Origin of the sequence: Streptomyces sp. NPDC048291, from assembly GCF_043201715.1 — a bacterium.
GTDB lineage: Bacteria > Actinomycetota > Actinomycetes > Streptomycetales > Streptomycetaceae > Streptomyces.
The window spans coordinates 501,906-525,896 of the sequence record NZ_JBICZC010000002.1 but is presented as its reverse complement, the minus strand read 5'-3'; the positions used below and the strand labels follow the sequence as shown (position 1 = coordinate 525,896).

At 71.5% G+C, this 23,991-nt stretch carries 21 protein-coding genes; 15 read left to right on the top strand and 6 right to left on the bottom strand.

Going from position 1 to position 23,991, the window contains the following annotated elements:
* Positions 1-87: 87 nt before the first annotated feature.
* The 4 genes from ACGF5O_RS06650 to ACGF5O_RS06635 form a co-directional block, all read right to left on the bottom strand.
* A complete protein-coding gene (locus ACGF5O_RS06650) occupies positions 88-915 on the bottom strand; it encodes an SDR family NAD(P)-dependent oxidoreductase (RefSeq protein WP_393808790.1) in 828 nt (275 codons plus the stop codon).
* A complete protein-coding gene (locus ACGF5O_RS06645; protein ID WP_393808789.1) occupies positions 912-1,721 on the bottom strand; it encodes an alpha/beta hydrolase in 810 nt (269 codons plus the stop codon). Before ACGF5O_RS06645 ends, ACGF5O_RS06650 begins: the two co-directional genes overlap by 4 nt.
* Positions 1,722-1,825: 104 nt before the next feature.
* The gene (locus ACGF5O_RS06640; protein ID WP_393808788.1) at positions 1,826-2,905 is read right to left on the bottom strand and encodes an MBL fold metallo-hydrolase; all 1,080 of its coding nucleotides are present in this window, start codon (positions 2,903-2,905) and stop codon (positions 1,826-1,828) included.
* Positions 2,906-3,511: 606 nt separating this feature from the next.
* The gene (locus tag ACGF5O_RS06635; RefSeq protein WP_393808787.1) at positions 3,512-5,692 is read right to left on the bottom strand and encodes a LuxR C-terminal-related transcriptional regulator; all 2,181 of its coding nucleotides are present in this window, start codon (positions 5,690-5,692) and stop codon (positions 3,512-3,514) included.
* 392 nt (positions 5,693-6,084) lie between these two features.
* Here ACGF5O_RS06635 and ACGF5O_RS06630 point away from each other — a divergent pair, with 392 nt between their 5' ends.
* The 15 genes from ACGF5O_RS06630 to ACGF5O_RS06560 all read left to right on the top strand — a co-directional run bounded on the left by ACGF5O_RS06630 (position 6,085) and on the right by ACGF5O_RS06560 (position 20,855).
* Positions 6,085-7,692 carry a phage tail sheath family protein gene (locus ACGF5O_RS06630; RefSeq protein WP_393808786.1) on the top strand — a complete coding sequence of 536 codons (1,608 nt, stop codon included), beginning with the start codon at positions 6,085-6,087 and terminating at the stop codon, positions 7,690-7,692.
* A 37-nt stretch (positions 7,693-7,729) separates the two neighbouring features.
* A complete protein-coding gene (locus ACGF5O_RS06625) occupies positions 7,730-8,245 on the top strand; it encodes a phage tail protein (protein WP_384031089.1) in 516 nt (171 codons plus the stop codon).
* Between the two features lie 62 nt (positions 8,246-8,307).
* The gene (locus ACGF5O_RS06620; RefSeq protein WP_384031091.1) at positions 8,308-8,775 is read left to right on the top strand and encodes a phage tail protein; all 468 of its coding nucleotides are present in this window, start codon (positions 8,308-8,310) and stop codon (positions 8,773-8,775) included.
* Between the two features lie 13 nt (positions 8,776-8,788).
* The gene (locus ACGF5O_RS06615) at positions 8,789-9,217 is read left to right on the top strand and encodes a hypothetical protein (RefSeq protein WP_393808785.1); all 429 of its coding nucleotides are present in this window, start codon (positions 8,789-8,791) and stop codon (positions 9,215-9,217) included.
* Positions 9,217-9,393: a DUF6760 family protein gene (locus tag ACGF5O_RS06610; protein WP_384031095.1), complete on the top strand. Its 177-nt coding sequence runs from the start codon at positions 9,217-9,219 to the stop codon at positions 9,391-9,393. Before ACGF5O_RS06615 ends, ACGF5O_RS06610 begins: the two co-directional genes overlap by 1 nt.
* 37 nt (positions 9,394-9,430) lie before the next feature.
* Positions 9,431-11,782, top strand: a complete 2,352-nt coding sequence (locus ACGF5O_RS06605) for a DUF4157 domain-containing protein (RefSeq protein WP_393808784.1) — start codon at positions 9,431-9,433, stop codon at positions 11,780-11,782.
* Positions 11,783-11,832: 50 nt separating this feature from the next.
* Entirely contained in the window at positions 11,833-12,366 is a 534-nt protein-coding gene (locus ACGF5O_RS06600) for a phage tail protein (RefSeq protein ID WP_384031099.1), read from the top strand.
* A gap of 36 nt (positions 12,367-12,402) precedes the next feature.
* Entirely contained in the window at positions 12,403-13,017 is a 615-nt protein-coding gene (locus ACGF5O_RS06595) for a phage tail protein (RefSeq protein WP_384031101.1), read from the top strand.
* Between the two features lie 11 nt (positions 13,018-13,028).
* Positions 13,029-13,820: a hypothetical protein gene (locus ACGF5O_RS06590; RefSeq protein WP_384031103.1), complete on the top strand. Its 792-nt coding sequence runs from the start codon at positions 13,029-13,031 to the stop codon at positions 13,818-13,820.
* The gene (locus ACGF5O_RS06585; RefSeq protein ID WP_393808783.1) at positions 13,817-15,685 is read left to right on the top strand and encodes a phage baseplate assembly protein V; all 1,869 of its coding nucleotides are present in this window, start codon (positions 13,817-13,819) and stop codon (positions 15,683-15,685) included. Before ACGF5O_RS06590 ends, ACGF5O_RS06585 begins: the two co-directional genes overlap by 4 nt.
* A 9-nt stretch (positions 15,686-15,694) precedes the next feature.
* A complete protein-coding gene (locus ACGF5O_RS06580) occupies positions 15,695-16,102 on the top strand; it encodes a GPW/gp25 family protein (RefSeq protein WP_385679839.1) in 408 nt (135 codons plus the stop codon).
* The gene (locus ACGF5O_RS06575; protein ID WP_393808782.1) at positions 16,102-18,102 is read left to right on the top strand and encodes a putative baseplate assembly protein; all 2,001 of its coding nucleotides are present in this window, start codon (positions 16,102-16,104) and stop codon (positions 18,100-18,102) included. Before ACGF5O_RS06580 ends, ACGF5O_RS06575 begins: the two co-directional genes overlap by 1 nt.
* Positions 18,102-18,641 carry a phage tail protein gene (locus ACGF5O_RS06570; protein WP_393808781.1) on the top strand — a complete coding sequence of 180 codons (540 nt, stop codon included), beginning with the start codon at positions 18,102-18,104 and terminating at the stop codon, positions 18,639-18,641. Before ACGF5O_RS06575 ends, ACGF5O_RS06570 begins: the two co-directional genes overlap by 1 nt.
* Before the next feature lie 1,070 nt (positions 18,642-19,711).
* The gene (locus ACGF5O_RS06565) at positions 19,712-20,395 is read left to right on the top strand and encodes a discoidin domain-containing protein (RefSeq protein WP_393808780.1); all 684 of its coding nucleotides are present in this window, start codon (positions 19,712-19,714) and stop codon (positions 20,393-20,395) included.
* A 28-nt stretch (positions 20,396-20,423) separates the two neighbouring features.
* Positions 20,424-20,855, top strand: coding sequence for a hypothetical protein (locus tag ACGF5O_RS06560; RefSeq protein WP_385679847.1), 432 nt, complete (start codon positions 20,424-20,426; stop codon positions 20,853-20,855).
* 62 nt (positions 20,856-20,917) lie between these two features.
* Here the strand turns inward: ACGF5O_RS06560 and ACGF5O_RS06555 are convergent, their stop codons facing one another.
* Both ACGF5O_RS06555 and ACGF5O_RS06550 read right to left on the bottom strand, forming a co-directional pair.
* On the bottom strand, positions 20,918-21,685 hold the full coding sequence (locus ACGF5O_RS06555; protein WP_393808779.1) for a Pvc16 family protein: 768 nt from the start codon (positions 21,683-21,685) through the stop codon (positions 20,918-20,920).
* A 41-nt stretch (positions 21,686-21,726) separates the two neighbouring features.
* A complete protein-coding gene (locus ACGF5O_RS06550; RefSeq protein ID WP_393808778.1) occupies positions 21,727-23,952 on the bottom strand; it encodes a hypothetical protein in 2,226 nt (741 codons plus the stop codon).
* Positions 23,953-23,991 lie beyond the last annotated feature (39 nt).

The following is a 23,991-nucleotide window of genomic DNA, read 5'->3' as shown; positions in this document are numbered from 1 at the left end:
CAGCAGCATGGCCGGGCGCTTCTTCTGGAACCGCGCGTTGTCTGCGATTCCCGGCGACCCGGGCGCCCGCTGTGCCGTGACGGCCGGTCAGAGAGAGTCGACGAGACCGCCGTCGATGACGAAGTCGGCGCCGGTGATGTTCGCCGCCCGGGGACCGGCGAGGTAGACCACCAGATCGGCCACCTCGGACGGCCGGGTGAAGCGGCCGGTCACCGACTGGTCCGCCGCGCCACGGGCCACCTCCCGGGGGTCGACGCCCCGGGACTGGCCGACCGTGGCGGCGACACCGCCGGCGCCCTGCCACAGCGCCGTCTCCACCGGGCCGGGACCGATGGTGTTCACCCGCACACCGCGTGGCCCCACTTCCTTGGACAGGGCCTTGCAGAAGTTGGTCAGCGCCGCCTTCGCCGCTCCGTAGTCGATGACCAGCGGGTCCGGCAGCCGGGCGTTGACCGAGGAGACGGTGACGATGCGTCCCGCGCCGGTGGCGAGCAGGTGCGGCAGCGCGGCCCGGGTGGTACGGACGGCGGCCATGAGGTTGACCGTGAACGTCCACTCCCAGTCCTCGTCCGTCACGCCCAGGAAGCCGTCGACCCGCGGCCGCACCGCACCGACGTTGTTCACCAGGACGTCGACACCGCCATGGAGCGCCACGGCCTCGGCGACCAGCGCGGCCGGACCGTCGGGCGTCGCGAGGTCGACCTCCACGACGGTGAGCTCGGCCCCCTGTTTCACGTGCCGGTCGAGGGCGTCGGTGCGTTCCCTCGAACCCGCGACGACGCGGGCGCCGGCCGCGAGGAAGGCCTCGACGACGGCCAGTCCGATGCCGCGCCCGGCGCCGGTGACCACGACGGTCCGCCCGGCCGGGCCCGTGTCGCCACCGGACGTCCCGGCGGCCTGGGGACCGGAGTTCACCGCCCGGCCTCCAGCCCCTGCCGCCGCAGCCAGGTGAGAACGGTGTCCGCGACCTCGCGCCAGCCGCCGTCGATCGTCAGCGAGTGCCCCCGGTCGGGGAAGCCGATGATGTCGGTGACCGCCTCGGAGTGCCGGTACTGCTTGAGGGTGGCCCGGGTGACGACCTCGGGGACCGTGTGGTCCTTGCCGCCGGAGATGAGCAGCAGCGGGCCGCGTCCGCTGTTGTCCGTGTCGACCTTCGCCGGCGAGTGGGGGTTGAAGTTGGCGGAGGCGGCCTCGTACAGCGGCTTGCCCGGCGCCGGGATGGTCCAGCGCTCGTAGAGGGCCGCCGACTCCTCTTCCGCGACGGCGTTGCCGAACGCGAACCGGAACTGCTCCGCGGTCAGGGAGACCGACCGGCGCTTGTTGGCCGGGTTCTTGAAGACCGGGAGCGTCGCCTTCAGCGCGGACAGCGGCAGGGGCAGAACGCCCTTGATCTGTGCGGCGTCGATCGCGACCGCCGCGGCTGCGCGGTCCTGGCCGAGCAGCTTCTGCGCGATCATCCCGCCGAACGAATGGCCGATCACGACGGGCCGCACGGGCAGGGCCTCGATCAGGGCCGCGTAGTGCTCGACGACGTCGTCGATGCCGTGGCCGGCGATGCTCTCGGGGTTCTGGCGCGCGTCCTCGACGGTGTCGGGGTCGCCCGGCCACCCGGGCGCGGACGGGTCGTAGCCCTCGGCGTGGAACAGCTCGATCCACGGCTGCCAGGAGGTGCTGTGCAGCCAGAGTCCGTGGATGAAGACCACGGGAAGGGGGACGGTCATGGCTGGGCCTCTCTTGTCGGTGTCCGGACCCGCATGCGCACACGAAACCGGGACCCCGGTGCTCTCGCACCGGGGAGGCACCCCAGTGCTTCAGGGCCGGTCGTTCAGGGATGGATGCCGAACGGCCCGAGGACGCCCGCGTCGATCCGCAGGGACTCCAGCAGCGTCCACGCGTTGTCCCGCGTGAAGACGTCGGCGGCGGCGAGGACTCCGGTGTACTTCGCGGCCACCGGAGCGGCCGCGGCGTCCGCGACCGCGTCGAGGAAGGTCTTGAAGATCGCCCACGAGTTCCCCTGCGCGCCGTACTTGGCGAAGAACGGGGCCGGGTCCACGGAGGCGATGGCGGACCGGGTGCTGGCCTCCAGATCGTCCATGTACCGGATCTGCAGGGCGCCGTCCGCGCGGACTCCGAGCCGCCCGAGATGGCCGCCGACGAACGTCTGCCACGGGTAGTCCATCGCGATGCTCTGGGCCTTGATCCAGTCGGGGATGTCCTGGGAGACCGCGAGGTTCTTGAACGGCACCCAGCCCGGGTACAGGACGTCGACCAGCATCAGGGTGGCGTACTCAGGGGCGTGGACGAAGATGTTGTCGGGGGCGTGGTTGGGGCCGTGGTACGCCAGGCGCAGGGTTTCCCCGCCGACCTTGAGCTGGTACTTGTCCTGGAAGGTGACCGTCGGCAGCGGCCTGTTGGGGTCCGCCGCGCGGGCCAGCAGACCGGCCGTCGCCGCGTGCGAGATCCGGACGACGTCGGTTCCGAACAGGCCGGCGGCGCCGATGTGGTCGGCGTGCGAGTGCGAGTAGACCAGGTGCGTGACCTTGCTCGGCCGGCCGTTGTCCCGGGTGATGTCGTCGATCGCGCGGAGCAGGTTGTGACCGATGGTCGGCGGTGCGTCGACGAGGACGACGCCCCGCCGGGTCGTCAGGAACATGGCCTGGTAGAAGGAGTCCGTGACCCAGTAGAGGTTTCCGGCGATCTGGCCCACGTAGTAGCCGGCCTCGTTCACCGGGGGCCCGGCCGCGGCGGCCGGGATGGGCGCGTAGTCGGGCAGCCCGCCCTCGTCGGCGTGGGCGGGCCCGGCGGGCACGCCGACGAGCGCGGCGGCGGCCGGGACGGCGAGCGCCCCGGCGGCGCCCTTGAGGAATCCGCGGCGGCCGGTCGGAGGCTGAAGTGCGGAAGACATGGAAGGGGGGTCGCCTTTCGGTTGGGGGGACGAAGGCGGCGATCGCCGACCCCGCCAGGACAACACCCCGCGAGCGACGTTCGCACCGGGGCTCCACCCCAGCCGAATGACTCCCAACCCCAATGAAACGCAGGGGAGTTGAGGATCGGCCGCGCAGATGACCGGAATCGGCCGAGTCGACGTGAAGCGCAAGGAAACCTCACCGGAAACCGGAAGAATCACTCACGCCGGAAACGTGCACAGCGGCGCGGACCCGGCGGGGGACCGCCTCTGTCCCGGGAAGGATCCCGACCTCACCCCGGCCCACCCGACTGATTCCAGCAGACCCCGGACAACGCAAGAGGCCGTGACCTGTAACCACAGATCATCGGTCTCTGACCGAAGGGTGAGTGACGGGACTCGAACCTGTTTCGTATCGCCATCGTGACCTGCGGCTTTACTGGGCAGGTAGGTAAATCAGGGCATACAGGTGACGGGTGATGCCGCTGGATGACGCTGTGCGGCATCCGGTTTGGCCATGGCCGAACACCCCCGTTACCACTCGTGCGACGCTCCGCCGGTGGGCGACGGGCGTCGCGGCGCCCGCTGCAGGCCGCACCGAGGACCTCATCTGCGCCATCTGCTCGCGAGATCCCCGCGCGTGCGCACCCCGAGTTTCCGATAGATCTTTCCCAGGTGGTACTCCACTGCCTTCGCACTGATCAGCAGCTTCTCCGCGACCTGGCGGTTGGTCAGCCCGGACGCGACCAGCCCGGCCACCGTCACCTCACGTTCTGTCAAGGCGACGTCGGGGCGCGGCGACGCTCCTCGGGTGACGGCCTCCCGGTCCTGGACGCAGTTCCGGACGAACGCGCGGGCGCCGAGCGAAGCGAAGTCGTCCTGGGCCCGCTGGAGCCGACCGAGGCCGGTCGCCGTCCGCCCGAGGGTGCACAGGAACCGGCCGTACGCATGGTCCAGTTGCGCGCGATGCACGGGCGGCACCTGGGCGCGGTCCTCCGCGGCCAGCAAGCCCGCCTCGTACTCGTCCTGGGCCGTGGTCGGGTCGCCCCGGAGTTCGGCCGCCCGCCCCGCGAGCCGATGGAAGGTGACCATCAGGTACGGGCTGTGCCGCGCGTGTGCGCGCAGCTGTGCCAGGCCTGCCTCGGACGCGGTGCCCGCCGCGGTCTCGATCGCCGCTTCCACGTACACCGGCAGCCACAGCGGGGCGAACTTGGCCGGCGCGTCCTCCAACCCGGCGGAGTCGGAGGTCAGCCGAGTGATCGCGGTCAGGATGTCCGCGTGGCGACCATGCGCCAGCATGGCGACGGCGTCCGCACACGTGGCGATGGTGAGACGGTCGGGTTCCGCCGAGCCGGGCCCCCTCCCGATCGCCGACGCAGGCGTTCCGGGCCGCGGTGCCGCGCCCGCCGCGCGAACGGCCGAGAGCATGGCCCGGAGCGCCGGCCCCGCCGTATCGCCGGGGGTCCCGTCGATGCCGTCCACCGCGGAATCGGCCTCCCGCCAGCTTCCCAGCAGGAAGTGTGCGATCGCCAGCCGCTCCAGCGCTCGCAGCCGGTCCGGATGCCCGAGAGGCGTGTCGTGCCGTCGGACAAGGGAATCCAGGTCACGGGCACCCGCTTCCAGATCGCCCGCCAGCATGCGGCACTCACCGCGCAACAGCAGCAGTCCGGAGTCCCGGATCTCCGGTAGGGGAGTCCGGTGCCCCGGCGACGTGGTGTTCGTCCCGGCGGCCGGTGCGGATGCGTCGAGGGAGCGCAGTACCCCGTGCGGGCCGTACTTGTAAGACCGGCCCACCAGCAGCAGACGCCGAGCCGTGTGGATCTGGACCGCGTCACCGCTCGCGGCGTCCAGCGCCCTGGTCGCCGCGTTGACGGCGATTGCGCCCCGTGCCGTGCGGCATGCCACAGCGGCCTCCATGGTCTCGATCGCCGCGGCGGCCGACAGGTCCCGGTCCCCGCGCGAGCGTGCGGAAGGCACATGGTCCGCATCCGCGTCCGCATCCGCGTCCGTGCCCGCGTCCGTGCCCGCATTCGTATCCGTGTTCGCACGGGCGTTCTCGGCGGCGAGGGTGCGGGACGCGGCTCGCAGGTGGTCGACGGCGGTACCGAGACGGTGTTCGAGCAAGGCCCGGCCCGCCAGCGCGCAGTACCGCAGCGGCGAAGGAGGCAGCGCCTCGACCCGCGTCCACAGACCGTCGTTCCCGGACTCCTCGGCATACACCTCGTGCATCGCGGCCAGGAGCAGTCGCCGCTCCCGCTCTCCCCGGTCCGCGGTCAGATCTGCCGCCCACAGCAGCAGTTGCCGACTTGGCACGCCGACCTCGTCCGCCAGCGCGCTTCCGCCGAAGGCGGCCTCCTCCAGGGCGGCGGCCAGCGCGGGATCGGGGCGGTCGGCCGCCCGAGCACGGTGGGCCAACGCCGGACGCGCGTCGAGCGCCTCCGCGGCGGCCCGGTGCAGGGCCCGCCATCTCGTCGGGGTCAGCCGCGCGCGCACCCGGCGGTAGTCGCTCTCTCGTGCGAACGCTATCCGGCCCGAGCCCTGCGGGCCACCGACCGACACGACGAGTCCGAGGCCGAGCAGCAGGTCGAAGATCTGGGCGGCCGCCGGAACCGCGGCAACGCGGGCCACCGTGGCCAGCGGGTACTCCCCGGCCAGCACGCACAGCGCCTCCAGGAACGCGTTGCCGTCCTGGCACAGGCTGTCCGCGGCCGGCAGACGTCGTCCGGTGTCGTCGTCGGACACGACCTGCTCGCCCGGTTCCCGGAGTTCACAGGGTTCCCGGTACATGTCGGGTGTGAACCTGCCTCTCAAACCCGCTGGGAACGGGAGTGCGCGGATGCGCTCACCGCCGCCGCCTTCGGCACGGCTCCGGGACACACGCGGGTTTCATGGTGTCGGAGCCCCCGCACAGGACGCTGACCGGCTCGGTCGTCAGCTGACGGAAGGGACCGGTCCTCGACTGCGCTCGTCGTGTTGCATCATCGCGCACCGGAACCTGCTCCGTTGCCCGCTCTCGCGCGCACGCCGACCGGAGCCGGCGGGACGAATACTGATCGTCGACGGCCGAGTGATCACCTCGTGGACCATTCGCGGTGCCCTCGGCCGCACCTGACATCTCGGTGTTCGTCCGACACCTCAGTGTTCGTTCCCGGCGGTTCTGAAAGAGGGGCAGAGGGGCAGTGCCTACCTACCATTCCCCTGGCGTCTACGTGGAGGAGGTCTCCTCGGGCTCGCGGCCCATCGAGGGCGTGGGCTCCGCGTTGTGCGCCTTCGTGGGGTTCACCGAGCGCGGGGTCTCCAACCAGCCCACGCTGGTGACCAACTGGACGCAGTACACCAAGGCTTTCGGCGGCTTCGTCGACGGTGCGCACCTTCCGCAGTCGGTCTACGGGTACTTCCTGAACGGCGGCGGGGCCGCGTACGTCGTGCGCATCGGCGCCACCGACACGCACGACGAGGAGCAGGCGTCCCCGAACGGCCGAGCGGCCGGGAGCGCGGGGGCGCTCGACTCCGTCGCCCGGGGTGAGGTTCCCGCGGCGGGAAGCGGCGAGCGTCCGGCCCTCCAAGCCAGGGCGCTGGCCCTCGGGGAAGCGGGCAACGAGCTGAGCGTGGAGATCGCCGACGCGAGCGAACCCGGCGAAGAACTGTTCAAGCTGGTCGTCCGCAGGGAAGACCGCGAGGCGGAGGTCTTCGACAACCTCTCACTGCGGCGCGGACCGCGGAACGCCGCCACGGTCGTCAAGGAGTCCTCGGAACTCATCGCCCTGGACGAGGTCAAGGGCGCGTCGGCACTGGTACCGGCGAAGGGCGCACGGGTCGTGCTGAGCGGGGGAGCGTCCTCGGCGGCGGCCGTCGTGCCGCAGGGGCCGGTCCCGGCCCGGATCACCCCGGCCGACTATGTCGGGGACACCGCCGACCGCACGGGCTTCGCCGGGCTTGAGGCGATCGAGGACGTCACCATGCTCTGCGTCCCCGACCTGATGGCCGCCTACCAGCACGGGGCTGTGGACCTCGACGGGGTCAAGGCCGTGCAACTCGCCATGATCGCGCACTGCGAGCTGATGGCGGACCGGGTGGCGATCCTCGACCCGCCGCCGGGGCTCGGCGCCCAGCAGGTCAGGGACTGGCGGATGGACGCCGCCGGCTACGACTCCAAGTACGCGGCACTGTACTGGCCCTGGTTCAAGGTCGTGGACCCGGTCACGGGCAGTCCGACGCCCATTCCTCCCAGCGGCTACATCGCCGGGGTGTGGGCGCGCAGTGACGAGACCCGCGGCGTGCACAAGGCCCCGGCGAACGAGGTGGTCCGCGGCGTGATCGACCTGGAGACCAACATCACCCGGGGCGAGCACGACCAGCTCAACCCGGTGGCCGTCAACTGCATCAGGTCCTTCCCCGGCCAGGGTATCCGGGTGTGGGGCGCGCGGACGCTCTCCAGCGACCCCGAGTGGCGCTACCTGAATGTGCGCAGGCTGTTCAACTTCGTGGAGAAGTCCATCCTCGACGGCACCAACTGGGTCGTGTTCGAGCCCAACGACCGCTTCCTGTGGGGTTCGGTACGCCGCACCATCACGATGTTCCTGCGCCGGGTCTGGCGCAGCGGGGCGCTGTTCGGCCGTACCCCGGAGGAGGCGTTCTTCGTCAAGTGCGACGAGGAGAACAACCCCCCGGAGAACCGGGACGCCGGGATCCTCACCGTCGACATCGGGATCGCCCCGGTCAAGCCGGCGGAGTTCATCGTCTTCCGGGTCTCGCAGTACGCGCAGGGCGCGGCCCTGGAGGAGTGAGTCAGAGCCTGCCCGCGCCGAGAGGAGACCGCACACCGTGGCACAGAGTTTCCAGCCCGCACCGACCTCGCGACCGTTTTCCACCGTCGCGTCCGCACCGATCTTCGTGGTCTCCTCGAACATCCAGATCACCGGTGGATTCCAGCTGCAGAACATAGCGTTCCAGGAACTCGCCGGCATCAGCAGCGAGATCGGCATCGAGCAGTACATCTCGGTGGACACGGCCGGGTTCATCAACCACACCAAGCAGTTCGGCCAGACCAAGCCGCCGACGGTCACGCTCAAGCGCGGCCTGGACAACAGTCTGGCGCTCTGGGCGTGGCATCAGATGGCCCTCAACGGCAATCCCGCGGCCCGCGCCCAGTACCTGAGCCTGGACATCTTCGGCGGCGGGCTCGCCGGCATGAAGGACCAGGAGCCGCTGATGAGCTACACGCTCATCAACGCCTGGTGCGCCAAGATCAACATCTCCTCGGCCAAGGCCGGGGAGGGCGTCGTCACCGAGGACGTCACCATCGCCTGCGACGTGATCACACAGGGCGACGGCGGGTGAGCCGCCCGGCGCGGCGCAGACGAGCACGACAGTGAATTTCGAGTCGAAGGGAGGACAGTCACATGGCGATCGCCAGCGGCAACCCGGCGGTGATGAGCGCGTCGACCTTCGTGATCCAGGTGGACGGGATCAAGGTCGCCACGTTCAGTGAACTGTCCGGGATCAACACCGAGGTCGAATCGGTCGAGTACATCTCCAGCGGCCCGGAGGGAGTCCTGCACACGAAGCAGTACGGCAAGACCAAGCCGCCGACGGTCACGCTCAAGCGCGGCCTCGACCCGGAGACGTACATGTGGTTGTGGCACCAGGCGGTGCTGCAGGGCGATCCCCTGGCCCGCAAGACCTGCTCGCTGCAGTTGTTCGCGGCGGCTTCGTCCCCGAAGTCGGGTCAGCCGATCATCACCTACCTCCTGGAGAACGCCTGGCCGTCGAAGCTGGAGATCGGCGGGATGAAGGCCGGCGCGACCGAAATCGTGACCGAGACCGTGGTGCTGCACTGCGACCAGATCCTGATGCAGCCGGCCGGATGACCGAGGAGAGGTCATGCTGACGCAACCGTCCGCCGCCGGCGTCGAGGGTGTACCGCCCGGCTCGGCGGCCGGGCTGACGACCCGTTACCCGTTCGTGCTGCCCCGTGGCTACGTGGACGAGCAGGGCACATTGCACCGGGAGGGCGTGCTGCGCCTGGCCACGGCACGCGACGAGATAGCGAGCCAGAGCGATCCGCGGGTCAGGCAGAACCCCGCCTACCTCAGCGTGCTGCTTCTCGCACGTACGGTGACCCGGCTCGGCTCGGTCCCCGGGGTGGACAACCTGGTGATCGAGAACCTGTTCGCCTCCGATCTCGCCTTCCTCCAGGACCTGTACCGGCGGATCAACCAGGAAGGGCACACCGAGGCCGACGTCGACTGTCCCGCCTGCGGGCACGGATTCGCGGTGGACATCGCCGGTGATGTCCCGGGGGAATCCTGATGTACACGGCCGACCGGCTCTGGGAGGAGGCCGTGTACCTCGCTTACTACCTGCACTGGCCGCTGCGGGAGATTCTCGATCTCGAACACCCGGTGAGGGCCCGGGTGATCGAGGAGATCGGCCGGATCCACGGCCGCCTCGACAGCGGCGCGGCGGGACCTGCCCAGACCTTCTAGCCCTGGTCCCGGCCTCGGTGTACGGAGAGGAAACGAGATGCGTTGGCTGCCTCGACGGTGGCGCCGCGAGACCCGCGAGACCCGCGACGCGCGGCCCGGCCTCGGTCTGCCGCCCGGCAACACCCACTGGCGACGGCTGCCGCCTCTCGTCCCGACCCTCGGACGGCCGCCGCTGACCGCGGCCGCCTCGATGGGCGTGGTCGCGGCCGACCGGTCCACGCCTCTGCTCCACGCGCCGCTTCGCACTCGTCCGGCAAGCCGTCGGGCTACGGGCACCCCGGGGCACCTGGCCCCCTCTCAACGGGGTGTGGTTCCCGCTGTGGAGCCGGTCGCCGGACGGGTGACGGGACTGGTCGCCGTCCGCGCCGAAGCGCCGCCCGAGCAGGAGACGGTCGTGCTGCCCTCGGCAGGTGGTCGGCGGTGGGCGCCCGTACCGGAACGCGGCCCCAGCCCGAGGACGCCGCCTGCGGGGCCTCGGTTCGCCCCGCGGGTACTCGCGTCCGCCGGGCCCCGGCCGAACCTGGTGGCGGCCGCGGACGAGTACGTGGGCGATGCCACGTCCGACGAGGCACCCAAGGGCTCCGCGGCTCCTGCGCCCGAGGACGTGCCCAACGCCCCCTCGGACTGGCTGCGCATGCTTGAGTCCTACCGTCCGCCGTGGGCGACCGAGGCCGGAGCCGCCTCACCTCCGCGGCAGGGTGCTGAGCCGCCGATGCCCGGGGGCGGCACCTCGTGGTCGAGCGAGGCGACGGCCGCACCGCCCCGGCCGTCGCGGGAGCCGCGTACGGGAGGGCCGAAGGCGGCGCGCCGCGCCTCCCTCGCCGAGAGCCGACGGCTCGGCCTCGGCAACCCGCTTCGTCGGCCGGTCTCTCCGGACGCGCGGATGCCGGTGGAGTCACCCGCCGACTCCCTCGATGCTCCCGAGCCCGAAGTCCAGGACGAGCGGCCCGGGCGCACTCGTGCGGCCGAGGCCGGCTCGTCGCCCGCTCCGGCCGCCGACGTTGACGTGGTCGCCGACGCCGACGCCGACGCGGTCTCGGTCGCGGTCGCTGACGCGGTCCTCGACCCCGACCCCGACCCCGACGCCGACGTGGATCGGTCGCCACGCCTCGCGGATGCCGGTCCGACGCCACGCCTCGCGTCGGACGTCGCCCCGGACGTCGCCCCGGACGTGCGGCGTGGTGCCGGCGGTCCCGAGGCGCCCGTGCTCGGCCTCGCGGCCCCGATCGTCAGACCGCAGTGGCCTTCCCCCGGCACACCGTCCCGTGCCCGGTCGCCGCGCGAGCGCACGTCGCCGGAGCCGAGGGAACCGGAACCGCACGCGCAGACCCCGGACGGCAGCGGGACAGAGGTTCAGGGCGGGGCCGTCGACGAGGAGGACGTGCGCCCGTCGACGCCGCTTCCGGCCCGTCCGGTCTACCGTTTCGTTCCCGGCGAGCGGTCGACTCCACCGGCGGCCGGGACATCCCGCCCGACCGGCGCCGCACCGACGCCGACCACCCCCGCGACCACTCCCATGGGCAGACCCCTGGTACGTCCGCGTGCGCGGCGTCGGCCGGACGGCGCCCGCCCCGAGCCCGAGCCGCAACCGCCCGCACCCTTCCCGCCGCCGGACCGGACGGCCCCGAGCGAACTCGTCCACGCCGTGCGGCGGGCGCACGGCGTGGACGTCTCCGACGTGCCCATCCACCGCGGTCCCGAGGTGGCGGCCGAGGCACGGTCACTCGGTGCCCGTGCCTTCACCCGGAACGGCGAGGTGTTCCTGCCCGCGGACGAGGGGCCGTTCGACCAGCCGGTCGCGCGCGGACTGCTCGCGCACGAACTCACCCACGCCGCCCAGCAGCGCACCCTCGGCCCTGCTCTTCCTCCTGAGGACTCCGACAGCGGCAGCGCTCTGGAGGCGCAGGCCGTGGCGACCGAGCGGTGGGCGCGCGGCCTGGAGGCGGAACCGGCGGAAGCCGGCGCGGCACCCGCGGCATCGTGGACCGCACCGTGGCACACGGCGCCCGCGAGCGGGGTGCAGCGGCAGCCCGGTGACGTGACGGCCATGGTCGGGCCACGCGCGGTCGAGCCCCCGCAGCCGCCGACGGCGACGACCGCGCCCGGGGACGGGACGCCGTCCGGGTCCCCGGCGTCCCAGGCACCGGTGACCGGGGCACAGACGGCCCGGACGCCGGTGCCCTTCGACGAGGAGCTGCTCTCGGTCAGGGACAGGCTCATCGAGCTGAGCGGTCGCCGTCCGCTCGACCTCGACGACCCGGGCGACATCGAGGAAGTGGCCGTCCAGGTCTACGAAAAGATCCACAGACGGCTCCGGCGCGAACTCCTGGTCGACCGCGAACGCGCGGGCCGGCTCGGTGCGGCCGGGCCGTTCGGCTGGGCGAGATAGACGAGATCCAACGGACGAGACGGACGAGACGGACGGGAGTCAGGGGAACCATGAGCATGATGGGATCGCTGCGCGGCGCGGCCGAGCAGGCCCAGAACATCGCCGGTCCACTGACGGTCGGCATGAGCCACCGGTACTCGGTGCTGATCGACAACGTCGCCTACCACTTCGGCGACTGGTCCAGGGTGACGGGCCTGTCGGTGTCCTGGCAACAGGTCGAGCACCGGGTCGGAGACAGCGGCAACCAGGTCTGGCTCTTCCCCGGCGCCACCAGGTACGAGCCGATCACGCTCAGCCGGGCGGCCGGGCCCTACTCGCGAGTCGTGCAGCACTGGCTGACGCAGACCTCGAAGAACCCGCAGCCGCAGAGCGGCACGATCCAGCTCGTCGACTTCGCCGGGATCCCGATGGTCCAGTGGCGCCTGAGCGAGTTCTTCCCCATCGCCTGGTCCGTCGATTCCTTCGACGCGGCCGGTGCCAAGCCCGCGGTCGAGACGCTCAGGCTCGCCCACACCGGCTTTCTCGAGGACGACCTGAACTCCTCGGCGCTGTCCCCGACTTCGCCGATGATCTCGCCGTTCTGACCACCAGGACCAACGCACCAGAAAGGCATCCCGTCAGTGAGCATCGCGTCCTTCGCCTCCGCAGCCGGGCAGGGCGGCGGCCGACTCGGCCTCCCCCTCGCCCAGGCCGGCGGCACAGCCGCGTCCACCGCGGCCTCGGCGGCGCGCAGCGCGGCCGCCGACAGCGCGTTCCGGTACTACGGCCTGTCCATGCGCTTCACCGTCGCCTTCTCCAACGGCGACGGTATCGACCGACTCGGTGAATGGTCCTCGTGCAAGGGCCTGAAGGTCGACTTCCGGACCGAGACGATCAAGGTCGGCGGTGACTACAGCGGCGAGGTGAAGCTGCCCGCCCAGGTGTCCTACTCCCCGGTCGTCCTGGAAAGGGCGATGGAGAGGCAGCCGTCACAGGCGTTGCAGGGCTGGCTCGGCAAGCTGGTCACGACCTGGATGAACTGCGACGAGAAGAGCGCCAGGGCGCCGAAGGGGACCGTGGACATCGCCCTCCAGGACGTGCACCAGAACGTCGTCGCCTCCTGGAGCCTGCGCAACGCGTACCCGGTGTCGTGGAGCGGCCCCGTCCTGGACGCGAAGCAGAACGCGGTCGCGATCGAGACGCTGACCCTCGAACACGAGGGCTTCCTGCCGGCCTCCGCCGCCGTCCACACATAGGAGCCGGACTCATGAGCGTCACCCCCGAGATGGTGCAGAAGCAGCGCGCGGCCATGGCCGCGCGGCGCATCCCACGGGCCCCGGCACCCCCGCTGGCCCCGGACGGCAACGCCAAACTCGGCCCGGCGAAGTCCACCGCCGCCGCCGACTACGTCGAGTTCGACTTCAACCCGGCGACCATCGTGATCTCGCACTCGGCGCCGGTGGCACCGACCGCCGGTCTGCAGAAGAAGGGCGAGAAACCCGCCGGGATCTCCGACCCGAGGGCGAAGGTCGAACTGTCCGCCATATCCGTCGAAGAGGTCGAGAAGGCGAAGGGCACCACGAGCATCAACCTGCGCTCGCTGACCTTCGACGGCACGAACGTGGCGCGCACCTGCCTGCGCCTGCTCACCTGGTCCCACTTCGTGGACAGCAGAGACAAGACGTCCACGCAGCGGAGCGAGCTGCCCCGGCTGAAGTTCATCTGGGGCTCTCAGGTCTACCTCGTCCACCTCAACCAGGTGACGGTCACGTACACCCGGTTCAGTCCGTCCGGGACGCCCGTACGGGCCACCGTCGACCTGACGCTCCATTCGATCCCCGACATCCCGGGGCCGACCAATCCGAGCTCGGGCGGCCTCGCGGGGCGCCGCACCCACCTGCTCTCCGGTGCCGAGTCCCTGCCCGAACTCGCCACGCGGTGCTACGGCGGGCCGGAGCACTGGCGGGAGATCGCCGCGGCGAACCGGTTCGACGACCCGCTGCGCGTGCGGCCCGGGACGCGCGTGTACCTGCCGAGCACGCAGGAGAGTGAGCGATGACCGTGTCGTCGGACCTCGGCGCCACCGTGTGGCCGACGGTACTGGTCGGCGCCGGTCCGGGCCGGGAGCTGTCCGGCGCCGCCGCGAGGTCCCTGGTGCGCACCGAGGTCAGCACCCACCTGCTGCTGCCGTCGATGTTCGCGCTCGGCTTCGCGGACCTCACCGGTGCCGCGCTGGACCAGGCCGGTCTCCGGATCGGGACGCGCATCGAGGTGCGCGTCGGGTCCGGGCCGGGCGGCCGACTGGTCGTCGGCGAGGTCACCGCGATCGAGGGGTACTACCAGGGCACGGTGGGGCGGACCGTGGTACGCGGTTACGACCTGTGCCACCGGCTGCAACGGGCGCGCAGGACAAGGTCGTTCGACGACGCGACCGACTCGGACATCGCCCGGCGGATCGCCGAGGAGGCGGGACTGCCGGTCGGCAGGATCTCTGCGACGCAGACCGTCCACGAGCACCTGCTGCAGTGCAACCAGAGCGACTGGGAGTTCCTGGCCCAGCGGGCACGCGAGATCGGCTTTGAATTCGGCATGTCCGAGGGGGACTTCTACTTCCGGAAGGCCTCCACGCTCGCAGACTCCCACAGAGGTCTGCCGGAGCTGGCCATACCCGGCCCGCTGCTGCGCTTCGAACCGCGCGTCACAGCGGGGAACCTGGCCCCCGAGGTCGAGGTGCGGGTCTGGGACCCGCTGCGGGCGACGCTCTCCGCCGTGCCCTCGGCACCGGCGCCCTCCGCCACCGCCCCCACCGAGCGCCCGCGGGGCCTGACCGAGGTCACGGCGCTCTTCAGCGCGGCCGCCGAAGGTCCGCTGGGCGCCGTCGCGGCGGGCGGGCAGGGCCTGGAGCCCGGGGAGGGCCTCGGGGCAGGGGAGGGCCTCGGCCCCCCGCCGAGCCCGACCGCCCATGTCGTGGGCACCTTGCCGGTCGCGGACGTCGAGGCCGCGTCCGCGGCTCTGGCCGCGTCCGTCGGCGGGACCTTCGCCGAGGCGGAGGGGGACGCGCTGGGCGACCCCGCGATCCGCGCCGGCGCCTCCGTCAAGGTCTCCGGAATTCCCGGACACTTTCCCGCCGTCTGGCTGGTCACCCGTGCCCGGCACGTGTTCGACCTGGCGGAGAACGGCTACCACACCGAGTTCGCCGCGGGCGGCGCGCACGACCGCTCCCTGCTCGGCCTGACCGCGGCCGACGGCACCGACCCGATGCGGATCCCCGGTCTCGTCTGCGCCGTCGTCGACGACATCGGCGGCGACCACGCCCGGGTGCGGCTGACGCTGCCGTGGCTGTCCCCGGACGTGCGCACCGACTGGGCCCCGGTCGTGCAGTTCGGCGCCGGCCGGCGCAGCGGCGCGATGTTCCTGCCCGAGGTCGGCGACGAGGTCCTGGTCGGGTTCGAGTTCGGCGATCCGCGCCGTCCCTACGTGCTCGGCGGCCTCGTCACCGAGCACAGCGCCTACAGCCTCGGCGGCAGCGCCGTCCGGCAGGGGCCGGGCGGCGCGGACTCGTCGGTCGCGCGCCGCGGGTTCGTCTCGGCCTCGGGCAACCGGCTGGTGTTCCAGGACGAGATGGGCGAGGGGCCGAAGCCGGAGCAGTCGCGGATCGCGCTGGGCACCGGCGACGGCGGGCTGGGGCTCGGCGTCGACGTGGTACGGGGGGCGGTGGAGCTCACCTGCGCGCCCACCGACCCGGCGGGGCAGCTCACCATCAGGTGCGGCCGGGCCGGGACCGTCAACATAGTGACCGGCGAGGGCGGAACGGTGACCATCGACGGCGGGAACTCGCTGACCCTGAAGTCCGCCGGCTCGCTCACCATCCAGAGTCAGGGCACCGTCTCCCTCTCCGGCGCGTCCGTCTCGCTGGGCGGATGAGGGACGGCGATGACCGACTTCACCGGCACCGGCTGGTCGTTCCCGTTCGGCTTCGAACCCACCGGGGCGCCGACCATGGTTTCCGGGACCGCCAAACTGGAGCAGTCGATGCGGCTGATCCTGGAGACCTATCCCGGAGAGCGCCCGATGCGGCCGCGGTTCGGCAGCACCCTGCGGGACTACATCTTCGACGGGGCCGGCGTCCACAAGGCCGCCGAGATAGCCGACGTGGTCAAGGACGCGATCGAGCAGTGGGAGCCACGCGTTGACGTGGCCGAGGTGGACGTGTACCCCGACGAGGAGCAGCCGGGCCTGCTCTACATCGACATCCGCTACGTCGTGCCCGGCACCAACAGCCCGCGCAACCTCGTCTTCCCCTTCTACACCATCCCCGAGCACGAAGAAGGCGAGTACTGATGCCCCTGCCGGCCCCCGATCTCGACGACCGCCGGTTCCAGGACCTCGTCTACGAGGCCAAACACCTGGTGATGCAGCGCTGCCCGGAGTGGACCGACCACAACGTCTCCGACCCGGGCATCACCCTGATCGAGACCTTCGCCCATATGACCGACCAGCTGCTCTTCCGGCTCAACCAGGTGCCCGACCGGCTTTATGTCACCTTCCTGAACCTGATCGGCCTGCGCATCCTCCCGCCCACCCCGGCGCGCGTACCCGTCACCTTCTGGCTCTCCAGTCCCGCCCGCGCGCGGCTGACGATCGCCGCGGGCACCCGCGTGGGGACGCTTCGTACGGCCACCACCGAGTCGGTCGTCTTCACCACCCGGGCGGACCTGGCCGTCGTGCCCTGTTCGCTCGCCAGGATCAGGACCGCGGCCGAATCGGAGTCCGAGGGCGGACCGACCGGCACGGCCACCGAGGACGGCCGGCCGGCCGGGACCGCGGACCGCTCCCGGCTGCTCTCGGACGGCAGGCCGTTCCCCGCGTTCCGCCGACGCCCCGGGATCGGGGACGCGCTGATGATCGGTCTCACCGACCCGGTGCCCGGGTGCGCGATCCGACTGGGATTCCGCGGCCGGGTCGAGGGGGTGGGGGTCAATCCGAAACACGCCCCGCTGATCTGGGAGGCATGGACGGGCGACGGCTGGACGGAGTGCGAGACGGGGCTCGACGAGACCGGGGGCCTGAACACCTCGGGCGCGATCGTCCTGCACGTGCCGACCGCGCATCGGGCGAGCGTGGTCGACGGCGACCGCGCCGGGTGGATCAGGGCCCGGGTCACCGAGCCCGAGGAGGGACAACCCCCGTACACGGACTCGCCCGTGGTCGACGGACTGACCGTCTGCACGATCGGCGGCACGGTCGAGGCCATGCACGCCGAACCGGTCGCTCTCGAGAAGCTGGACCGGGCGGAGGGCGTGCCCGGGCAGCAGTTCCCGCTCCGGCACTCTCCGGTGCTGGCCGGTTACGGCCCGCCGGTCGTGGAGACCAGCTCACCGGACGGCTGGCTGGAGTGGACCGAGGTCGAGCACTTCGCGGACAGCCGGCCGGAGGACCGGCACTTCGCCCTGGACGCGGTCTCGGGACTCGTCCTGTTCGGCCCGGCGGTACGCGAGACCGATGGGAGCCTGCGCCGGTACGGTGCCGTACCCGAGAAGGGCGCCGAGGTGCGCATCCGCGGGTACGCGACCGGAGGCGGCGCCCGTGGGAACGTCGCGGCCGGGTCGGTCTGCCGGCTCAAGTCCTCGGTCCCGGCGGTCTCCGCCGTGGAGAACCGGCGCCCGGCTCATGGCGGGGTGGACGGGGAGACCCTCGGCGAGGCGAAGGACCGCGGGCCGCTGCTGCTGCGTACCCGCAGCCGCGCGGTGACGGCGGAGGACTACGAGATCCTGACCCGCGAGGCGGCGCCGGAGATCGCCCGGGTGCGCTGCGTGCCGACCGGCGAGGACCCCGCCGAGGCCGGGGGAGTCCGGGTGCTGGTTGTCCCGGCCGCGGCCATGCAGGACGGCCGGATCCTGTTCGAGAACCTCGTCCCGCCGGAGCCGACGCTGCGCCGGATCGCCGAACGGCTCGACCGCGCGCGGGTCGTGGGCACCCGCGTCATGCTCGAACCGCCGCTCTACCGCGGCGTCACCGTGGTCGCCCGGCTGGTGGCCCGACCACGGGTGAACGCCGAGCGGGTGCGCGAGGACTCGCTCGAAGCCCTCCACCGCTATCTCAATCCGCTGCCCGGCGGCGGGCCCGAGGGTGCCGGCTGGCCGTTCGGCCGTCCGGTGCAGGCCGGCGAGATCTTCGGCCGACTGCAACAGATACCCGGGGTCGAACTGGTCGAGGACGTACGGCTGTTCTCCGCCGACCCGGTCACCGGCGTGCGCGGCAAGGAGGCCCGCCGGATCGATCTCGACGCCAACAGCCTGGTGTTCTCGTACGAGCACCAGGTCAGAGTGGAGGCACACTGATGCGCGCGGCCGTGGTGGGGCTGGACACGCCGTATCCGATCGGCACGCTGCTGCCCGCGGTCTTCCAGGAGGACCCGGTGGCGATGCGGTGGACCGGAGCCCTGGACGAGGTGCTCGCCCCGGCCGTCTCGACCCTGGACTGTCTGGCGGCCTATACCGACCCGATGCTCGCGCCCGGCGACTTCGTGCGGTGGCTCGCCGGCTGGCTGGGCACGGTCCTGGACGAGAACTGGCCTCTCGACCGGCAGCGGGCGGCCGTGGCGCACTCCGTGCTGCTCCACCGGCTGCGAGGCACCGCCGAAGGTCTGCGCACGCTGGTCGAGCTGGTCACCGGCGGGGAGGTGGAACTCGCCGAGAGCGGCGGGGTCGGCTGGTCGACGGTTCCGAACACCCCGCTACCCGGCGAGGCGGTGCCCCGGCTGTCCGTCCGGGTGACGCTGCCGAGGAGCGCGTCGGTGGACGTCACCGCGCTGGAGGAACTGATCGCCGCCGAGAAACCCGCGCATGTCCCGCACGGGCTGGAGGTCGTGGAGAGATGATCGTTTGTCGTAAGTGCGGGTTCCGCAACGGGGAGGACGACGCCTTCTGCGGCTCCTGCGGCGGTTTCCTCGAATGGACGGGGGAGAAACAGACGTCGCAGGTCGCGCAGGAGGTGGTCCAGGAGATCGAGCAGGAGCAGACGGCCTCCGAACCGCGGGTCGGCGTGCTCCAGCGCGTGCTCCAGGGGGCGAACACCTTCATCGCCGGGCCCAGGCCGGAAGCCTCCGAGGCCACCGTAGGGGAGCAGCAGGCACCGCCGGCCGGGCCACGACCCCCTGCGGGGGCGCCTTCCCCGCGTCCCGGCGCGCCCGCGGCGCCGCGTCCCGGAGCCGGCGCGCCCCCGCCTCCCCCGCCGCCGAGGCCGAGGGCGGGCGCGACCACGCCTCCGCCGCCCGCCCCGCCGGCTCCGGCAAGGAAGAGTGCGGCCGTCGCTCCCCCACCCCCACCCCCGCCGCCGGCCCGGAGGGCTTCTGCCGCGCCGCCTCCGCCTCCGCCCCCGCCCCCACCGTCAGCCCGGAGGGCTTCTGCCGCGCCCCCGCCTCCGCCCCCTCCGCCCCCGCCGTCGGCCCGGAGAGCCTCTGCCCCGCCGCCTCCTCCGCCCCCGCCGTCGGCGGCTCGGGCGGGCACGGCTACGCCCCCTCCGCCTCCTCCGTCCCCGCCCCGGAGGAGCGCGGCCGCTGCTCCATCACCTGCGCAGACACCCCGGCCGCCGGCACCCGCGGCCCGGCGGAATGACGCCGCGGCCCTGGTCGCGCCCGTCGAGCACCCCGAGTCCGCGTCCGCCCCCGGGGCCGACGCGCCGGATGCGCGGCCCACCGGTCTCGCGTCCACCGGAGTCGACACCGCCCCGGTACGGTCGCCCGGGGAGATCCGCGAACAGGCGCCGCAGATCGCGCGGGCTCGGGCGGTCGCAGTGACCAGGACCGCGCCGACCCGTCGGCTGCACCCGGGCGACCTGGTGTGCGGGGCGTGCGGCGAGGGCAATCCGAGCACTCGCAGCTTCTGCAGCCGGTGCGGCGCCTCGCTGGTCGAGGCGGTGAAGGTCAGGCAACCGTGGTGGCGAAGGTTCGTGCCCAGGCGCGGACCGCGCGTCGTCCAGCTCGCGCAGGCCGAGGGCGGCGGCCGGGCGGACGGCACGTCGGCCGCGCACCTCGCGCGACCCGGCTTCGATCCGAAGTCGGCGCTCCGGCAGATCTACCGCAAGGGCCGCATCGTCGTCGCGGTGGCGCTGCTCTTCGGCGGCATGCTCTACGGCACGTACCCGCCGTTCCGCGACACGGTCGACAGCAGGGCGCGGAGCCTGAAGGCCAGGGTCACCGGGGCGGTCGCCCACGACCTCTCGCCGATCCACGCCGTCAGCGTGACGGCGAACGCGTCGCAGCACGGACATCCCGCGCTGAACGCCGCGGACGAACTGCTCGACACGTACTGGCTGGCACCCTGGTCGACCTCGGCCGAACCGGCCCTCACCTTCAAGTTCGCACACCGCGTGACGCTGATGAAGATCATCCTGCACTCGGGCGCGAGCACCGCCTACGTCCGGGACGGCAGGCCCAGCCAACTGCGGCTGACGTACTCCAACGGCGAGTCCTTCACGATCGTCCCGAAGGACACCTCGCAGGAGCAGGAGTTCTCCATCCGCCACGCGGAACTCGTCAGCAGCGTGCGGATACAGGTCGGCGCGGTGTATCCGGGCAGCAGCGGGTCCACCGTCGCCGTCTCCGAGATCGAGCTGTTCGGCTTCACGACCTGACAGGGCACGACACGGCACAGGAGGACGCGTGGCGGATTTCGTCATCAGAACCGGGGACCTGCTCGAAGTGACCATCCCGGTGCCCGCGGTGGTACCGGCACTGGCGGCGCCGCTGCCACTGACCGGTTCGAGCTCGAACGTGACCGTCGGCGGAACGCCCGTCTGCCTCCAGGGAGACGAACTGCCGATGGCGCTGCGCGCGCCGCTGGCGTACACGGCACCGCCCTTCACCCAGCCCGGCACGGGCAAGCTGGTACTCACCCTGCTGCCGGAGAACCTGACGCGGAAAACCACCAACGGCGGCAAGCCGATCCTGATCAGGGGCGGCACGTTCACGGCCGTGTTCACGGTGGAGACGCCCGCCACTCAGCCGCCTCCGACCGCCCTGCCCGACCCGCTGCTGGCGAAGCCGGGCACCGCGCGGTTCATCACCACCAACATCTCGGTGACCGCGGGCTGAGGGCGCGGGCAGCACGGCCGGTCCGGCGAGGCAGGACAGGCGTACGCGCCGCGACCGCGGCGCTACGGCTCGTCTCCCGGCCGGGGCGCGGCCCGGCGGGACTCGGTGATCGTGCGCCGCTCCCAGCGCCGCACGGTTCCCGCGGCCCCGGCCGGTGCCGGGCCGGACGGGGCTGAACCGGCCGTCGCCGCGGCCTCGCCGGTCGGGCCGGGGGCGGGCAACCGGGCCGCGCCGAGCACGATCCCGCGGGCCGGCGGCGCGAGGTCGGTCACCATCGGCGGCACCACGGGCGCCACCAGTTCCAGTACGAGATGCGCGCGCGGCGCGATCCCGAGGCCCGGCCACAGGCCCTGCGTCGAGCGCCCCGGCTCGTCGCCCCCGCAGCGCACGAAGGACGGGAGCCCGGCCTCGGCCAGGGCTCCCGTCAGATGGTCGTCCGCGAGGGTGTCGGTGTTCGTGCAGGCGTCGATCAGCAGGCCGAGCAGGTCGTGCTCCTCGATCGCCCGCCGGGACGCCTCCTCGGACGCCTCCTGGCCGGCGCCCGCCGCACCGGACCACACGGTGACCGTGTAGGAGATCCGGTAGTGGCGAACCGCGGGCTGCCTGCCCACCAGCCGCCCGTCGGCGTCGCGAACCTCCGACCATCCGGAGGGCGGCAGGTCCTGCCCGCCCCTGCGGACGTCGCTGAGGAACAGGCTGACGAAAGGAGCGCCGGACACCGGCCGCTCCCAGTCGGCGCGCGGCGCGTCGAACCTGACGCCGGTACCCGGCGGCAGAACGCTCTCCAGCCAGTTGGCGAGTGAGAGGTCCGCGTCCCGCAGCGTGCTCATCGGTCTCCTCGTGTGCCGCTCCGGCTGTCGGTCACGCGGACTCAGGCCCGGAAGACGTCTCCGATGTCCCGCGTCCGGGTCCGGGTGACGTTCTCCGTCTGCCGGCCGAGTCCGTACTCCGGGGTGCGGGCCCCCTTCGGCAGATCCATGAAGTGGCCGATCCGCCACTTGCCGTCCTCCGCCTGGAACCCGATGTACGTGGTGGCCCGTTCCGGGCTCACGATGGCGTGCCATGTGCCGCGCAGAACGGTGTCGTTCTCCTTGATGCGCATGGCGTTCTCCAGGGCGTTGTCCACGGTGCTCTCCATGGAGATCCCGCTCCATCTGGTGAACGAGTCCCGGTGGATGTCGCGCGCCTGCCATGTCCGTTTCCCGGGGTTCCAGTCTCCCCAGACCTGGATTCCTCCGAAGTCCAGTGCGACGTACACGAGATGGGACTCCGCAGGGCCGTCCAGCCTGCTCCGGGTGCGGTCCGTCGTCGTCACCCGGTGGCCGTTGATCTCGCCGGGAACGACGCCCGGGTGCGTCTTCTCGTCGACCGGAAGCGGTGGCGGGCTCTTCTTCCAGGACTGCTTCAACACGAAGCCGAGGGGCAGTTGGGCGAGGTTGATGGCGGTCAGCTTGCCGGCGAGCTCGTCTCCGGAGAAGAACTCCGCAGGTGTGATCTCGCAGTGCTTGACCACCACGCCCACGATCGGCTGGACGATCATGCGCTGCAGGACATGGGCGAGATCGCCCGGGTCGATCGGCCCGTCCTCGCCCTCCTCCTCGGCCGACCCCGGAGAGTAGAGGAACCCGAGAATTTCCGTGGGGGTGCTCAGGGAGGCCAACTCGTCGGCCACCCCCTTCGCGAATTCCGTGGCCTTCTCGCCGATCGCCTTGTTCAGCGGGGGTTCGAGCTTTTCCCGGACCCAGTCGGCGCCGTTTTCATAGCAACCTTCGACCTTCGTCCAGAACGCCTTCTCGCCGCCCTCCTGCGGCAGCGGAAGCTTCCCCTGACTCCTTGCCTCCTCGATCTTCTTCCCGGCCAGCTCCGCGCGCTGGTCGAGGACCTTTCCGACAACGTCCTTGACGAAGTCGGCGACCGGGTCGAACACCGCCATGACCAGCTCGCCCGCCCCGGGGGGAGCGGCGAGCAGTCCCCCGGCGACCGCCACCTGCAGTGTGCCGAGGAAGATGTCGAGCGCCACCTTCTGGTTGTCCTGCAGCCTCTTGAACAACATGTCAGGATTTTCGTTGTACGCCGTGAAGAGACTGCCCTTCACGTCCACCCGCTTGAACTTGGCGGCCCCCGCCTTCACCGCTGCCTCGGTAGCCAGCTTGTTGCTCACGATGTTGAAAAGGTCGGCGACCCGCAGGAAGAATCCCGAGAGGTTGGTCTCTTCGAGGACCGTCCCGACGACGCTCGTACCGGTTCCCGCCAGCGTCTGGAGACCCTCAAGGTTCCGGGCGGTGAAACTGTTCGCATATATATAGGCGTCGAGCATTTTCGTGTCGATCGTGAGCGTCATGCCCTTGTAGGCGGCGGCCGTCGCCATGGACTTGCGCGCCATGTCGGGGAAATACCCGGCGATGACCTGGTGGGCCTCACGCATGGCCTTGAGGATCTTCTTTTCGTCGGCGTCAAGAGCATCCTCGACGGCGGTGCGGGCCTTGTCGAGCGCGAGGTCGTACTTCTCGAACGTCGGCTTCAGCCGTCGCAGTTCGCCTTCCCCTGTCACGGACAGGCCCCCGGTGTTCAGGGCACCCTTGACGAATTCGAGTTCCTTGAACTTGTCGACCTCGGCCAGGATGCTGTCGATGGCATTGACCTGCTGGGGGATGCCGTCGATGAGGACACCGATCGAATCGCAGAGCTCGCGAGCCTTCTTCCGCAGGTTCTCGCCGGTGTAGTCGTCCTTGGCTCTGCGGATTCGCTTGTCGAACAGCTCGGCGACCTCCAACTGCGCCTGCTCCGCCGCCTTCTTGCTCACCTCGACCGCGATCTGACCGGTGAGCTGCTCGGAGATCCGGCTGGCGTGCGTGTCGAGCATGATCGCCGCGCACTTCTTGCTGAGTACGTCCCAGATCTTGGGGTGGATGACCAGTCCCTGGCTCTTGTCCCGCAGTTGGACGACCCGCTCGCCGAGTGTCGCGATGTCGTCCTTGAGGACCTCCTGGTCGATCAGTCTGTCGAGCGCACCGATCGTGCGCTCGAAGCTCTCGACCATATTCTCCCGGTCGGTCAGGGGTTTCTTCCGGCCTTCGATCGCGCCGTCGAACGGCATAGTGCACACTCCTTGGAACAGCTGGGGAATTCATCGCCG